Source organism: Mesorhizobium sp. M7A.F.Ce.TU.012.03.2.1 (genome assembly GCF_004006095.1).
In the GTDB taxonomy this organism is placed as follows: Bacteria; Pseudomonadota; Alphaproteobacteria; order Rhizobiales; family Rhizobiaceae; genus Mesorhizobium.
Genome location: NZ_CP034779.1, coordinates 1,208,399 through 1,223,112 on the forward strand (window position 1 = coordinate 1,208,399; position 14,714 = coordinate 1,223,112).

General features: G+C 63.4%; 15 protein-coding genes. 6 read left to right on the plus strand and 9 right to left on the minus strand.

What is annotated here, in order from left to right; all coding sequences use genetic code 11:
- Nucleotides 1–17: 17 nt before the first annotated feature.
- Genes EJ079_RS05810 through EJ079_RS05820 form a run of 3 tightly spaced genes read right to left on the minus strand, consistent with a single transcriptional unit; the run spans nucleotide 18 to nucleotide 3,879 of the window.
- Nucleotides 18–986: a substrate-binding domain-containing protein gene (locus EJ079_RS05810; protein WP_127267673.1), complete on the minus strand. Its 969-nt coding sequence runs from the start codon at nucleotides 984–986 to the stop codon at nucleotides 18–20.
- Entirely contained in the window at nucleotides 983–2,299 is a 1,317-nt protein-coding gene (locus EJ079_RS05815) for an ABC transporter permease (RefSeq protein ID WP_127322601.1), read from the minus strand. Before EJ079_RS05815 ends, EJ079_RS05810 begins: the two co-directional genes overlap by 4 nt.
- On the minus strand, nucleotides 2,296–3,879 hold the full coding sequence (locus EJ079_RS05820) for a sugar ABC transporter ATP-binding protein (RefSeq protein ID WP_127808357.1): 1,584 nt from the start codon (nucleotides 3,877–3,879) through the stop codon (nucleotides 2,296–2,298). Before EJ079_RS05820 ends, EJ079_RS05815 begins: the two co-directional genes overlap by 4 nt.
- 220 nt (nucleotides 3,880–4,099) lie before the next feature.
- Between EJ079_RS05820 and EJ079_RS05825 the strand changes: the two genes are divergently transcribed.
- Nucleotides 4,100–5,119 carry a LacI family DNA-binding transcriptional regulator gene (locus EJ079_RS05825; RefSeq protein ID WP_127267670.1) on the plus strand — a complete coding sequence of 340 codons (1,020 nt, stop codon included), beginning with the start codon at nucleotides 4,100–4,102 and terminating at the stop codon, nucleotides 5,117–5,119.
- 32 nt (nucleotides 5,120–5,151) lie between these two features.
- On the opposite strand, the gene EJ079_RS05830 is transcribed toward EJ079_RS05825, so the two are convergent.
- The 3 genes from EJ079_RS05830 to EJ079_RS05840 all read right to left on the minus strand — a co-directional run bounded on the left by EJ079_RS05830 (nucleotide 5,152) and on the right by EJ079_RS05840 (nucleotide 8,706).
- Nucleotides 5,152–6,153: an LLM class flavin-dependent oxidoreductase gene (locus tag EJ079_RS05830; protein WP_127328151.1), complete on the minus strand. Its 1,002-nt coding sequence runs from the start codon at nucleotides 6,151–6,153 to the stop codon at nucleotides 5,152–5,154.
- Between the two features lie 68 nt (nucleotides 6,154–6,221).
- Complete coding sequence (locus EJ079_RS05835) at nucleotides 6,222–7,391, minus strand: AI-2E family transporter (RefSeq protein WP_127808358.1); 1,170 nt, start codon at nucleotides 7,389–7,391, stop codon at nucleotides 6,222–6,224.
- Nucleotides 7,392–7,644: 253 nt separating this feature from the next.
- On the minus strand, nucleotides 7,645–8,706 hold the full coding sequence (locus tag EJ079_RS05840; RefSeq protein ID WP_127808359.1) for an LLM class flavin-dependent oxidoreductase: 1,062 nt from the start codon (nucleotides 8,704–8,706) through the stop codon (nucleotides 7,645–7,647).
- A 299-nt stretch (nucleotides 8,707–9,005) separates the two neighbouring features.
- Here EJ079_RS05840 and EJ079_RS05845 point away from each other — a divergent pair, with 299 nt between their 5' ends.
- Nucleotides 9,006–9,434, plus strand: coding sequence for a DUF6481 family protein (locus EJ079_RS05845; RefSeq protein WP_023761392.1), 429 nt, complete (start codon nucleotides 9,006–9,008; stop codon nucleotides 9,432–9,434).
- A 128-nt stretch (nucleotides 9,435–9,562) separates the two neighbouring features.
- Here the strand turns inward: EJ079_RS05845 and sugE are convergent, their stop codons facing one another.
- Nucleotides 9,563–9,877: a quaternary ammonium compound efflux SMR transporter SugE gene (gene sugE, locus EJ079_RS05850; protein ID WP_013528463.1), complete on the minus strand. Its 315-nt coding sequence runs from the start codon at nucleotides 9,875–9,877 to the stop codon at nucleotides 9,563–9,565.
- Nucleotides 9,878–10,083: 206 nt separating this feature from the next.
- Nucleotides 10,084–10,209, minus strand: coding sequence for a hypothetical protein (locus EJ079_RS34140; RefSeq protein WP_013528464.1), 126 nt, complete (start codon nucleotides 10,207–10,209; stop codon nucleotides 10,084–10,086).
- A 210-nt stretch (nucleotides 10,210–10,419) separates the two neighbouring features.
- Here EJ079_RS34140 and EJ079_RS05860 point away from each other — a divergent pair, with 210 nt between their 5' ends.
- The 3 genes from EJ079_RS05860 to EJ079_RS05870 all read left to right on the plus strand — a co-directional run bounded on the left by EJ079_RS05860 (nucleotide 10,420) and on the right by EJ079_RS05870 (nucleotide 12,788).
- Nucleotides 10,420–11,229: a transglutaminase family protein gene (locus EJ079_RS05860; protein WP_027040094.1), complete on the plus strand. Its 810-nt coding sequence runs from the start codon at nucleotides 10,420–10,422 to the stop codon at nucleotides 11,227–11,229.
- Between the two features lie 127 nt (nucleotides 11,230–11,356).
- Nucleotides 11,357–12,322 (plus strand): cation diffusion facilitator family transporter, encoded by a 966-nt coding sequence (locus EJ079_RS05865; RefSeq protein WP_127808360.1) that lies wholly within the window; start codon nucleotides 11,357–11,359, stop codon nucleotides 12,320–12,322.
- Nucleotides 12,323–12,383: 61 nt separating this feature from the next.
- A complete protein-coding gene (locus EJ079_RS05870; protein WP_013528467.1) occupies nucleotides 12,384–12,788 on the plus strand; it encodes a GFA family protein in 405 nt (134 codons plus the stop codon).
- Between the two features lie 20 nt (nucleotides 12,789–12,808).
- Here the strand turns inward: EJ079_RS05870 and EJ079_RS05875 are convergent, their stop codons facing one another.
- Entirely contained in the window at nucleotides 12,809–14,080 is a 1,272-nt protein-coding gene (locus EJ079_RS05875) for a DNA recombination protein RmuC (RefSeq protein ID WP_127808361.1), read from the minus strand.
- Nucleotides 14,081–14,183: 103 nt separating this feature from the next.
- On the opposite strand from EJ079_RS05875, the gene def reads away from it, so the two are divergent.
- Nucleotides 14,184–14,714 carry a peptide deformylase gene (gene def / locus EJ079_RS05880; protein WP_127383448.1) on the plus strand — a complete coding sequence of 177 codons (531 nt, stop codon included), beginning with the start codon at nucleotides 14,184–14,186 and terminating at the stop codon, nucleotides 14,712–14,714.

Genomic DNA, 14,714 nt, shown 5'->3' on the forward strand with positions numbered 1-14,714 from the left:
CCGGCAGGAAGCTTGGCTCAGAGGCCGTTGTCCTTCAGCACCTGGGCGGCGTTTTCCTTGGTGATCTTCTCGGTCGGCAGAGTGATGGTCTTTTCGACCTTCTCGCCGTTGAGGAACTTGATCGCCTGGCGCAGGCCTTCGGCACCGGGAGTGACATAGGTGAAGGTTGCCGTCAGCTCGCCCTTGTTGACCATCTGCACGCCTTCGTTGGGCAGGCCGTCGATACCAATGAACTTGATGTCCTTCTCCCGGCCGACATCCTTGGCGGCGAGATAGGCACCATAGGCCATCGGGTCGTTGTGGCCGTAAACGAGATCGATCTTCTCGTTGCTCTTCAGCGCGTTGGCCATCAGATTGTAGGCCTGATCCTGCTTCCAGTCGCCCGATTGCTGGTCGAGCAGATATTTGATGCCCGGCTCCTTGTCGGTGAATTCGTGGAAGCCGTCGTGGCGGTCATGCGCCGGCTGGGTGCCCATGCCGCCCCAGATCTCGACGACGTTGCCTGCAGCCTTGCCCTTGCCGCCAAGCAGTTCGACGGCATATTCGCCGGCCGCGCGGCCGATCAGCGCGTTGTCGCCACCGACGAACTGCGTGTAGTCCTTGGTCTCGACATTGCGGTCGAGCACGAAGACCGGGATCTTGGCATCGATCGCCTGCTGCACGACGCCGGTCAGGCCGGCCGATTCCTTCGGTGACACCAACAGCGCATCGACTTCCTGGCGGATCAGGTTCTCGACATCGGCGACCTGCTTTTCGGTCTTGTCCTCGCCGTCGGTGATGATCAGTTCGACCTCGGGATGCTTGGCGGCTTCGGCCAGAATGTCCTTGTTGAACTGCGCGCGCCAGGGCTCGATGGTCGTCACCTGCGAGAAGCCGATCTTCCACTTCTTGTCCTGGGCGAAGGCATTGCCGGTGGTCAGCAGCGCGGTGGTGGTCAGCAGTGCCGCGGTCACGGCGGCAAGCTTCAACATGTCACGTCGTTTCATTTTTTGTTTCCTCCGAGATTGAGAGACGGTGTCTCTTGCGACGGCCGCTTTGCCGCGGCCGTTTCCTTGTGCGCCGATTGCCCGCCGGGCAGGCGCAGATAGGCCAGGAGATCACCGGCATTGCGCTCCTGCACGAGCACGGTGCCGATGATGATCATCCCCTTCAGCACCAGCTGAAGGTTCGAATTGATGTTGTGGAGCTGCAGGATGTTGGAGAGCAGACCGAAGATCAGCACGCCGCAGAACGTGCCGGTGAGGCTGCCGCGCCCGCCCATCAGGCTGGTGCCGCCGATGACCACGGCGGCGATGGCGTCGAGCTCCAGCCCGGCGCCGGCATCCGGCTTGCCTTGCCGGTACTGTGCGACATAGAGCACGGCGGCGATCCCGGCGAGCAGCCCCGAGACGGCATAGGTTGCGATCTTGACGCGGCCGGCGGCGATGCCGGAGAGGCGCGCCGCCTCCTCGTTGCCGCCGATGGCGTAGACGTAACGGCCGAACGGCGTGAAGCGCAGCACCGCGCCATAGATCAGGATGGCGCCGAGGAAGAACAGGCCCGGCATCGGGATGATGCCGAACACCAGCGAGCGCAGGATCTCGAAATCGGCGGTCGCGTTGGAGCCGGTATAGACCGGCAGCACCGCATTGTTCTGGCCGGCGGTCAACCGTGCGATGCCGAGCGCCGTCACCATCATCGCCAGGGTGACGATGAAGGGCTGCAGGCGCCCGGCAACGATGATGAAGCCGTTGAGCGCGCCGAACAGCAAACCAACGCACGGCGCCACCAGCAGCACGCCGAGCACACCGAATTTCGGCTCGATCTGCGGCAGCAGAAACCACAGCGACAGGCAGCACAGGACCACGCCGACGACGGCGGGCGTGACCAGGCCGCGAATCCCGTCCAGCTTGATCTCACGGAGGAGGTCGGCGCCGGCACGGGATTTTGCCAGGTTCTGGAAAATGAAACGGGTGACGACGAAACCGAGGCAAAGCGCCACCAGGGCGACGGTTGGCACGCCCAGCACGACGCCCGGCGTCACGCCTGGAACCGTCAGCAGCATGGCGCAGACCACCGAGCAGATGGCCATCAGCGAGCCGACGGAGAGATCGATGCCGCCGGTGATGATGACAGCCGTCATGCCAGTGGCGATCAGGCCGGTGGTCGACACCTGGCGCAGCACATCGAGCAGATTGCCGTAGGAGAGGAAGATGTTGTTGCCCTTCGAGCTCATCGGCGAGCCCAGGACACCGATCAGGAAGATGGCGATCAGGCCCCAATAGAGCTTGGTCCGGGACAGGAGTTTCAAAACGGTCATGCGGCTGGTCTCGATATGGTCCGGCGCGGGGCGGCGAGGCGCATGATGGCCTCCTCACTGGCCGCGTCGCGGGAAAGAATGCCTGTCTGGCGGCCATCGGCCATCACCAGGATGCGGTCGGAGAGGTGCAGCAGCTCCGGCAGTTCGGAGCTGATGACGGCGATGGCGAGACCGTCGCGCGCCAGCTTGAAGATCAGGTCGTAGATCTCGCGTTTGGCGCCGACATCGATGCCGCGCGTCGGCTCGTCGAGCAACAGCACCCTCGGCTTCGTCGCCAGCCATTTGCCGATGACAACCTTCTGCTGGTTGCCGCCCGACAGCGTACCGGCGGGCTGGTCGATGTCCCGGCAGCGGATGCCGAGGGCCTTGACCGCCTGCCGCGCCAGCCCCTGCTCGCCGGCCAGCGAGCGGATGCCGAAGCGGGCCAGCGAGCCGACCAGCGGCAGCGCGACATTGTCCGCGATCGAAGCCTGCAGATGCAGCCCTTGCGTCTTGCGGTCCTCGGTCACCAGCGCAATGCCCAGCCGCCTCGCATCGCGCGGCGAACGGATGTCCACGGGATGGCCGTCAATACGGATTTCGCCGCCGGTGCGGCCATTGCTCGAGCCGAAGATCGCTTCCAGGATCTCGGTGCGGCCCGAACCCAGCAGCCCGCCAATGCCGAGGATTTCTCCGGCGGCAAGATCGAAGCCGACGCCGTCGATCACCGTGCGCCAGCCATGCGCATCGGGCTTCGACAGCGACAGGTTTTCGACCGAAAGCACGGTCATGCCGCTGGTGTTGCGCTCTTCCTCGGAGGAAGCGAGCAGGTTGCGGCCGACCATCGCCGAAATGATCGTATCTTCGTCGAGCCTGGCCATCGGCTCGGTCAGCACATGGCGGCCGTCGCGAAACACGGTGACGCGGCCGGCCAGATGCATGACCTCGTCGATGCGGTGCGAGATGTAGACGATGGCGACGCCGCTGTCGGCAAGCTGGCGGATGATGCGGAACAGCCGCTGGCATTCGGCCGGCGAAAGCGCCGAGGTCGGCTCGTCCATGATCAGGATGCGTGCCGACATCGACAGAGCCTTGGCGATCTCGACCAGTTGCTGCTCGCCGACACGCAGGGCGCCGACGCGGGCTTGCGGATCGAGTTCGATGCCGAGCCGCTGCAACAAAGCACCTGCCGCGCGGCTGCTCGCCTTGCGGTCGACGATCAGCCCGGCGATCAGCTTCTCGCGGCCGAGGAAGATGTTGTCGGCGACGCTGAGTTCGGGCACCAGGTTGAGCTCCTGATGAATGATGGCGATGCCGGCATCCTCGGCGTCGCGCACGCCGGCGAAGCTGACGGGGCGGCCATCGACGCTGACCGTGCCTTCATAGCCGGTATAGACGCCGGAGAGGATTTTCATCAGCGTCGACTTGCCGGCGCCGTTCTCGCCCATCAAGGCATGAACCTCGCCGCGACGCAGCTCAAAGCCGACATCGACAAGCGCGGCGATGCCGCCGAAGCTCTTGGAAATGCGCTCGGCACTCAGAACGATGTGCGACCGATCGGCCGCACCGTGCTCCGGTGAAAGGGAATTGCTCTCTTGCATGACAATGGCGGCCTCCCTTCCGTCGTCGTCAACTTCCCGCAAACGCTAATCTAAACGTTTCGATCATGTCAAGCCGATATAAGGTGCCGGGCGTTTGATGCAATTCGATTCTTGCTTAAAAGGACAGGATTCCGTACGTATTGGCCAGCAAGGGTGGCGAAACGTTTCGAAAATGACAGCGTCAGGGCAAAAAAGACACCGCAAATCCACCGCGCCCACCATGCTCCATGTGGCTGAAGCGGCGCGTGTTTCTGTCGCCACCGTTTCGGCGCTGATCAATGGCACGGCGACGGTCAGCCCGGAGCTTAGCCAGCGCATCGAGCAGGCGATCCGCGATATCGGCTACAAGCGCAACGCGATCGCCCGCAGCCTGAAGATGGGCACGACCCGCACCATCGGACTGACCGTGCCGCACATCACCAACCCGTTCTTCACCGATGTCGTCTCGGTCATCCAACAGGCCTTCGACCGGGCCGGCTATGCCGTCATGCTGTGCTGCACGGACGAGGACTTGAACACCCAGGACGACCAGATCAGGCTGCTGCTCGATCGCATGGTCGACGGGCTGATCGTGGCGCGCGTCGGCGACGGCGCGATCCTCAAGCGGATCGTCGACGACGCCAACGTGCCGGTCGTGCTGCTCGATCGTATCTGCAAAGGCATCGACACCGATGCCGTGGTGCTGGACAACCAGCGCGCGGTGTTCGACGCCATCACCTATCTGATCAATCTCGGCCACCGGCGCATCGGTTACATCACCGGCACCTCGGACATCTCGCCGATGCATGACCGCATGGCGGGATATCGCGAGGCGCTTCACGCCGCCGGCCTGCCGATCGCCGAGGAGCTGATCCGCTTCGGCAATTTCCACGAGATCGATGGCTATAACGAAACCATGCAGATGCTTTCCTCGCATGATCGTCCAAGCGCGATCTTCTCGGCCAACAATCCGATGGTGATCGGTACCATGAAGGCGATCCGCGACATCGGCCTGTCCTGCCCGGAAGATATTTCGGTCGCCTGCTTCGACGACTTTCCATGGTCCGACGTGTTCCAGCCGCAGTTGACCACGGTGGCCCAGCCCGTGCAGGCGATCGGCGAACAGGCGGCCAATCTGCTTCTCGATCGTCTCGCCGGCAACAGGGACGCGCCGCCGCGCAAGCTTTTGCTCAAGGGCAGGCTGATGATCCGCAATTCATGCCGTCCGCTCGGCGCGATTGCGCAGAGCGTGAGCGCGTAGCCTTCCCCCGGCGTAAGTTGTACCAGGATTTGTCAGGCCGCCTGCGACAGGGATTTGTGCGCGTCGGCCAGGATCTCGAACGATCGCACCCGTGCCGCATGATCAAAAATCTGCGCAGTGACCATCAGCTCGTCGGCACCGGTGCGGCGCACGAAGGCATCGAGGCCTTGCCGCACCGTTTCCGGAGAGCCGACGACGGCGCAGGACAATGCCTGGCCGAGCATTGTCTTTGCCATCGGATCGAGATCGCGGTCATAGTTCTCGACAGGTGGCGGCAGCCGGCCGGCCCGACCGGTGCGCAGATTGACGAAAGCCTGCTGCAGCGAGGTGAACAACAAACGGGCCTCCGCATCGGTGGGCGCGGCGAAGACATTGAGGCCAAGCATGACATGCGGCTTGTCGAGCTGCTCGGACGGCTGGAAGCGCGAGCGGTAGACATCCAGCGCGTGATCCAGCTCCGCCGGCGCGAAATGCGAAGCGAAGGCGTAGGGCAGGCCGAGCATGGCGGCGAGCTGCGCGCCGTAGAGGCTGGAGCCGAGGATCCAGACCGGCACGTTCTGGCCTTCGCCGGGCACGGCGCGAATTCGCTGGCCTTCCTCGGCCGGCTGGAAATAGCCCATCAGCTCGACGACATCCTGAGGGAAATTGTCGACCCCGGCCTCGAGATTGCGGCGCAAGGCACGGGCGGTGCCCATGTCGGTGCCGGGCGCCCGGCCGATGCCGAGATCGATGCGGCCCGGATGCAAGGCGGCCAGCGTGCCGAACTGCTCGGCAATCACCAGCGGCGAATGGTTGGGCAGCATGATGCCGCCGGCGCCGACACGAATGGTCTTGGTGCCGCCGGCGACATGGGCAATGACGACGGCGGTTGCAGCGCTGGCGATACCCGGCATGTTGTGATGCTCGGCCAGCCAGAAACGCTTGTAGCCCAGGCGCTCGGCATGGCGGGCAAGATCGAGCGAGTTGGCCAGCGACTGCGAGGCATCGCTGCCTTCGACGATCGGCGACAGGTCGAGAACGGAAAGAGCGGTCATGGATGGGATCCTGTGTCAGGACCGCATGTAGGAAGCATCCGGCGGCGCCGCAAATTCAAAAATATTGATCAGCCTTTGATAGCTTCGGGGTCGGCGATGTCGTCCTCCTCGACGACAACCGCGTGCTGCGCGGCGAGAAAATTGCCGACATGGCTGAGCCCGTCGAAATGATCGCAGAATACCTTGATGACGACCAGCAGCGGCACCGCCATCAGGGCGCCAACGAAGCCCCACAGCCATGACCAGAAGGCGATGGCGATCAAGATTGCCACGGCGTTGATCTCCAGGCGCCGGCCGACCACCATCGGCGTCACGAACTGGCCTTCGACGATGTCGCACAAGATCACGAAGGCCGGCGCCAGAAGCGCGTAGAAGATGGTATCGAAGCTGATCAACGCCATGACCGTGACAAGCACGATGGTGATCAGCGCTCCGACATAGGGCAAGAAGTTGAGCAGCGCCGCGGCGGCTCCCCAGACCAGCGGATTGGGCATGCCGAGCGCCCACAGACCGAGAGCGATGACTGTGCCAAGGCCGGCATTGATGATGGTGACGGTGAGCAGATAGTGCGAGATTTCGCGCTCGACGTCATAGACGACGCGCAGCGCCCGTTTCTTTTCGCTGAGGCTGGCGAAGGACTGGATGATCTTTTCATAGAACATCGTCCCGGAGGCGAGCAGGAACAGCGACATCACGAAGATGATGGTCAGGCCTGTTCCGGCCGACAGGATGTTGCTGGCGGCCGCCGACAGGATGCCGGACTGCGCCATCGCCACCCTCTGGATGCCCGGCTCCTGCGACGTCTGGGTCAGTTGTTCGATCTGATGCGAAATCTGCATGATCTTCTCGAGCGGGCGGCGCAATTGCGCCAGCCGCTCGGCAAGTTGCTGGCCTATCGAAGAGGTGTTGTTGATGAGGTCGATGATCGGTCCGCTGAGGAGGTAGCCTACGCTGGCAAAGATGCAGATCGACAACAGCACCAGAAGGGTCGCCGAAATCACTTCGGAGATGCCGTGCCTGCGCAGGAGCCTAACGATCGGCGTCAGCGTCAGCGCCAGCAGGAAAGCCAGAATGACCGGCATGAAGAAAGCGCGAGCGAAGTAGAGCGCATAGACGGCCATGAACAGGAAAATGCCGACGAGCAGCGAACGCATCAGATGCGTGTCGGCGCGGGCCGTAACGCGCGAATCCGATTCGTCGGCGATGGCGTGGCCCAAGGCAGCGGGTTCGGTTTTCATGCTCACCCTCGAGCCGCCGCCCTCGGCGATCGGCTACTGCCTGCATGAACGCAGAGTTATGGGCGCAGGTTCCATGAGCCGGCTTCCGGAATGAGGCCCGTTTGCACGGGTCCGGAAATCAGAGGGCGCCGCAGCATCCAGGACTGCACTCACGGCGTTGGAAGAAAGATTTGGCTTTATTCCGAATGTCATGGCGACGAGAACGAAAAATCCGGTCCTTCTCAATGGTAGCAGCCAGCAGCCGACATTTCCGTCAGGCTGCCGGCGCGGTGACGGCTGTGGCAGCCCTGGCTGTTTCCTTGCGCACGATCGGCGCCACCCTGGTGCCGTAGAGTTCGATCGCCTTCATGATCTTGGCATGCGGCATGGTGCCGATCGCCATTTGCAGCAGGAAGCGGTCATTGCCGAAGATCTTGTGCTGGGCGACGATTTTTTCGGCCACTTGCTCGGGACCGCCGACGAACAACGCGCCGTTCGGGCCGCGCGACTGGTCGAAATGCGCTTGGGATGTCGGACCCCAGCCACGCTCGCGGCCGATGCGGTTCATCACCTCCGCCTGCGGGCCGTAAAAATCGTCGGCCGCCTGCTCGGTCGTCTCGGCGATGAAGCCGTGCACGTTGATGCTGGTGGCAAGGCCCGCCGGGTCACCGCCGGCGCGCTTGGCGGCCTCACGGTAGAGATCGAACAGCGGCGCGAAACGTGCCGGCTCGCCGCCGATAATGGCGAGCGCCAGCGGCAGGCCGAGCGCGCCAGCGCGGGCGGCAGACTGCGGCGTGCCGCCAGTGGCGATCCAGACCGGTAGCCTGTCCTGGAAGGGCCGGGGATAAACGCCGCGATCGTTGATCGGCGCGCGCAGATTGCCGGACCAGGTGACCTTCACGCTGTCGCGGATGGCAAGCAGCAGATCGAGCTTTTCGGCGAACAGCTCGTCATAGTCCTCGAGGTTGTAACCGAACAGCGGGAAGGATTCGATGAACGAGCCGCGTCCGGCCATGATCTCGGCGCGGCCGCCCGACAGAAGGTCGAGCGTTGCGAACTGCTGGAACACGCGCACCGGGTCATCGGAAGACAGAACGGTGACGGCACTGGTCAGCTTGATGCGCTTCGAGCGCTCGGCGGCCGCGGCCAAGGCCACGACCGGTGCGGAGGCGGCATAGTCGGGCCGGTGATGCTCGCCGAGGCCGAAGACGTCGAGGCCCACCTGATCGGCCAGCTCGACCTCCTCGATCAGGTTGCGCAGCCGCTCATGCGGGCCGATGGCGCCGGGGCCCGGCTGCGGGCTGACGTCGGCGAAGGTGTAGAGACCGAGTTCCATCTAATGTCGTCCTGGTGTTGGAATTTGCCGCTAGACGTAGCCATCCGCCAACCTCGCCGCCAGAGGCGCGACGGTGAACAGTGCATGTCGTTTTCGGTTCAATCTCTTCGTCGCAATTCCCAAGGGAAAGCGCTGCGCGCTTTCCCGGAAAACCGTTTCACACTTTCCCTGAAATTGCTCCAAAGGCGTCTCCCGAGTGCAACAGCCGACAATTTCATGGCTGCCATGCCGTTTTGGCGCTTGAACTCTCGGTTTTCGCGCGTATGTAAGCGTCGCGAATTGACTTCAGGGAAGTGGACTTGGCTATCTACAGGGAAAAAGACGTTTTCGAGCGGCGCAATGCCGCAAACGAGGCAAAGAAGGCGCTCCTCGAGCGCTTCAAGGCAAAGCCGGCGGCGGATGATCCTGCTGTGCTGGCACGGCAGGCTGAACGCAAGGCGATCCTTGCGGCCCGCGAAATCCGCGAGGCTGAAAAGGCTCGGCTGAAGCAGGAGAAGCTGGCACGCGAAGCGGTCGAGAAGGCCGAGCGCGAGGCAGCAGCCGAAGCGGCACGTATCGCCGCCGAGGAAGCTGCACAGGCTGAGGCCAAGATTCGGGAATCCGAAGAGAACGAGCGCATCGCCCGTTTTCTGGCCGACGAAGCCGAACGCAAGGCCAAGCGTGACGCGCGTTATGCGGCACGCAAGCAGCGCACCGGCAGGACGCCGCCGGGCTTCTCCGCCCGCTAGCCTCAGGATTACCGAAGCAGCCAGCTTCGACAATCAGGGTCGCCTCACAGCGGCCCTGAAGGTGTTAGTCCGTCGCCCAAATATTGGTCCCGGTTCTGAGAGGACGACATGCGCAAACCAAAAGACCGTCAGGCGGCGAACTTCAGCCCCATGATGCCGCAGACGATGAGCGCGATGCAGGCCAGCCTGATCGCGGTGGCTGGTTCGCCGAGCAGCCAGATGCCGAGCAGTGCCGTACCGACGGTGCCGATGCCGGTCCACACCGCATAGGCGGTGCCAACGGGCAGCGCCTTCAGCGCCAGGCCGAGCAGAGTGAGGCTGACGACCATCGAGGCAACGGTCAGCACGGTCGGCACCAGCTTCGAGAAGCCATCTGTGTATTTGAGGCCGATTGCCCAGCCGATCTCGAACAGGCCCGCGAAAAAGAGAAGAATCCACGACATCGACAACGCTCCATCAGAGCATCGGACCGGAAGGTGATTTCGGCGTCCGACGATCAGTCAAACAATGGCGGGTCGTCCCGTCCGGATTTTGGGGAAGCGCGAGGTCGTCCCCGCCATGCCAATATAGGAATTTCGAGCGCTCGATCAACAGCGGCCGGCAACAGTGTCGCCGGCCGTAACCCTTATTGCGAAGTGGATCGCCGGACCTACTTGTCCTTGAGCTTCATCGCCTTGACCGGCGGCGCCTTCAGCGCGGGAGCCGGAGCGGGCTTCTTGGCGTCCTTCTTCGGCTTGCGGGCTTCCTTGCCTGCCTTCATCGCACCTTTAGCCATGATTCGTTCCTCCTGATGTGGGACGCCAAGTGAAACAAGAGAACCGCCCGACCGCAAGGGGTTAGCGACCGTTGCCGGCGTCGCCGGCTCGCTTTCAACCGGTTTCTAATTTGCTCGTAAACCATGACGGTCCGTGCGATGGTCATTTTCGCACTGCAGCATCGACCCGAGCTTCGCCGGGTGATCGTCAGGCAGGCCGTCAGGACGACAATGCGAATCCACATCGGCTGCGAGATGAGCTTCGACTTTCCGCAGGAAACGCCGCTCATCGCGATGCTGAATGTGCATTATTCGCGTGCCTCCGACCTCGAGCGGCCGGATTTCCTGATTTCCAACCCGCCGGTGCCGATCGAAAGCTATCGCGACAGTTTCGGCAATTGGTGCAACCGGTTCGTCGCGCCGCCCGGGCGTTTCACCTTCGGCACCGACGCGGTGATCCGCGATCCCGGCACGTTCGAGATGGGCGATCTGATGGCCTGGCAGCACGAGGTTCGCGACCTGCCGGCGGACACGCTGCTGTTCCTGCTGCCCAGCCGTTTTTGCGAAAGCGACCTTCTGGCTGATGAAGCGTGGCGGCTGTTCGGCAACACGCCGCTGGGCATTCCGCGCGTGCAGGCGGTCTGCGACTTCGTCCACAACCACATCGTCTTCAACTACGGCAATGCTCGGCCGACACGCACCGCCGCGGAAGCGTATCGTGAACAGAGCGGCGTGTGCCGAGACTACGCGCATCTCGCCGTCACCTTCTGCCGGGCGCTCAACATCCCAACGCGCTACTGCACCGGCTACATCAGCGACATCGGTATGCCGAAACCATGGGCGAGCATGGATTTCTGCGCCTGGATGGAAGTCTATCTCGGCGGCCGCTGGCATGTCTTCGACCCGCGCAACAATGCACCGCGCATCGGCCGCATCCTGATCGCCTCCGGCCGCGACGCCGCCGACGTGCCGCTGACCCATATATTCGGCCCGGGAACGCTTGCCGGCTTCAAGGTGTGGACCAGCGAGATCGTCGAGTAGTCGCCGTTTTCCATAGGCCGATCTCTCATGACCGCTGGCTTGGACGACCCGACATTCGCGCGGTGTGATGCCTGTGGAGCTTTAGCGGCCTGGCCGCTAGACTGCGCCTTGAATGGGAACAAATGCCATGGCCGGGCACGGCGGCTCAAAAAAGGTGATCTACGCGGCGCTCGCCGGCAATTTCGCCATCGCGCTGACCAAGTTCGCCGCCGCCCTCTTCACCGGCAGTTCGGCGATGCTGTCGGAGGGCGTGCATTCGCTGGTCGATACCGGCAATGGCGGCCTGCTGCTCTACGGCATGCACCGCGCCGCCCGCCCGGCCGATCGCACGCATCCGCTCGGTCATGGCCGCGAACTCTACTTCTGGAGCTTCATCGTCGCGCTCCTCGTCTTCGCGCTGGGCGCCGGCGTGTCGTTCTACGAAGGCGTGATCCATATGATGGCGCCGGAGCCGGTCGCCAACGCCGAGGTGACCTACGTCGTGCTCGGCCTTTCCTTCCTGTTCGAAGGCAGTTCGTGGTGGGTGGCGCTGAAGGAGTTCCGCCAGCAGAAGGGCAAGCAGGGCTGGCTGCGGGCGGTGCAGTCGAGCAAGGATCCGAGCGTCTACACCGTGCTGTTCGAGGACAGTGCAGCACTTCTCGGCCTGATCGTCGCGTTCGCCGGCATCCTGGCGGCGGAAGTTCTGGAGATGCCGGAACTCGACGGCGCCGCCTCGATCGGCATTGGGCTGATCCTGGGCGCGACGGCGATCTTCCTGGCCCGCGAAAGCAAGGGCCTGCTGATCGGCGAGCCGGCATCGCCCGAGGTGCAGATGAAGGTGCTGGCGATCGCCCAGCAGGATCCGGCGGTGCAGCGGGCGAACGGCGTCCTGACCGTCCATATGGGGCCGACAGAGATCGTCGCCGGCTTGAGCATCGAGTTCGAGGACCATTTGACTGCGCCCGAGATCGAAGCTTGCGTCGAGCGCCTGGAGGCGCAGCTGAAGAAGGAAATGCCGGAGATCACGCGGCTGTTCGTCAAGCCACAGACGACAGGCACCTGGGAGCAGCGGCGCAAGCTGATCGAGACCGCATCCGATCCGGCTCTGGACTAGCGCTGCGCCATTGCCTCACGGCCTTGCCCCGCTAGATTGAAGGGACTTTGGAGGAACGAAGATGAGAATAGACGGCGGCTGTCATTGTGGCGCCATCACTTACGAGGCCGAGGTCGATCCGGAAAAGACCACGATCTGCCACTGCACGGATTGCCAGCAACTGACCGGCACGGCTTTTCGCCTGACGGTTCCGGCGCCGGAAAGCAACTACCGCATCACCAAGGGCACGCCGAAAATCTACATCAAGATCGTGGCGAGCGGCGCCAAGCGCACCCAGGCCTTTTGCGCTGACTGCGGCTCGCATCTTTACGCCACGTCTGTCGGCGATGGCCCCAAGGTCTATGGGATTCGCGTGGGGACCGCGCGGCAGCGCCAGGATTTGATTCCAACACAGCAGAAATGGCACCGCTCGGCGCTGCACTGGCTGCCTGAATTTCAGGGCATGACCACGTTGGAGGAGCAATAGCGCCGGTCCGGCACCGCGCCTCAATCGTCGCCTTCGACGACCCTCAGCCTGAGCTGCCCGGTTTTCGAATCGGCAACGCGCGCGCCAGTATCGACCTTCGCGGCGGGAGCCCGTGACGCTGCGTCCGCGACGGCATCGCCGTCGGGCTGTGCGCCGAACTCCAGCGCTTCGATCTTCTGGCCGCGCTTGGTGACCTTCGACGTCGAAACCAGGATGTCGTCGATGTCCTTGGCCGACTGGCCGAAATGGACCTGCAGCTTGCGCACCCGCTCATCGACACGCGCGACATCCTCCATCAGCCGAATGACCTCGCCCTGGATCAGGTGCGCCTGTTCGCGCATGCGGGCATCCTTGAGGATCGCCTGGATGACCTGGATCGACAGCATCAGCAGCGACGGCGAGACGATGACGATGCGGGCACGGTGCGCCTTGTGGATGATCGCCTCGAAATTCTCGTGGATCTCGGCGAACACCGATTCCGACGGCACGAACATGAAGGCGGTGTCCTGCGTCTCGCCCTGGATCAGGTATTTTTCCGAGATATCGCGGACATGGATCTCGATGTCGCGGCGGAAGGCCTGCGAGGCGGCCTTCTGCAGGTCGGCGCCGTCGGCGGCGCGGATGGCATTCCAGGCTTCGAGCGGAAACTTGGCGTCGATAGCCAGCGACGGTGCGCCGTTCGGCATCTTCACCAGGCAGTCAGGACGGCTGCCGTTCGACAGCGTCGCCTGGAATTCATAGGCGCCATGGGGCAGGCCGTCGGCAACGATCGCCTCCATGCGAGACTGACCGAAGGCGCCGCGCGTCTGCTTGTTGGAGAGGATCGCCTGCAGCTGCACGACCTGGCCGGCGAGCGACTGGATGTTGCCCTGCGCGACATCGATGATGGCCAGCCGCTCCTGCAATTTGGCCAGGCTCTCATGCGTGGATTTGGTCTGCTCGGTCATGGTCTGGCCGAGCCGGCCGGTCATGGCGTCGAGGCGCTGGCCGATCGACTGCGTCAGCTCCGCCTGCCGTGCGCCGAACACTTCGGCGATGGCGCCCATACGACCCTGCATTTCGGCCTGGCTTTGCAGAATGCCGGCCATCCGCACTTCCGCATCGCGGGCATGATCGGCGGCTTCCGCAGCCGCGACGGCGCGCGCCTTCGCCGACCGCCACAGCGCAATGACCAGCGCCACGAACAGGGCCAGAAACAGCAAAGCGCCGAAGGCCAGCGCATGGCCGAGCGTGACGGTTGTGGCGCCAAGCCGGGCGACAGGTTCGGAAAGGATGGTGCTCAAATCATTCATGTGGACAGCATAAACGATTCGCGCTGCCGGCACAGATCAAAACGTGAACGAGCCTCCAGCCTACCGGTTGACGCTTTTCTCTGGAGGTCTTAGGTGGAACGCCATGTCGATCAAGCCGCTCATCATCCTTCCCGACCCCATCCTGCGCCAGGTTTCCAAGCCCGTGGAGCGTGTCGACGCGCCTTTGCGCAGATTAGCCGACGACATGCTGGCGACCATGTATGACGCGCCGGGTATCGGGCTGGCGGCGATCCAGATCGGCGAACCGCTGCGCTTACTGGTGATCGATCTGGCCAAGGAAGACGAGACGCCGGCGCCGCATGTCTTCATCAATCCGGAAATCCTGGAGAGCGCAGATGCGCGCTCCGTCTACGAGGAAGGCTGCCTGTCGATCCCGGATTATTACGCCGAGGTCGAACGCCCGGCCGCCGTGCGGGTCAAGTATCTCGACCGCGACGGCAAATTGCAGGATATGGAGGCCGAAGGCCTGATGGCGACCTGCCTGCAACACGAGATCGACCACCTCAATGGCGTCCTGTTCATCGACCACATCTCGAAGCTGAAGCGCGACATGGTGGTGAAGAAATTCAAGAAGCTTGCCAGGGACAAGGCGCCGGGCAAGCTGGCGGGATAG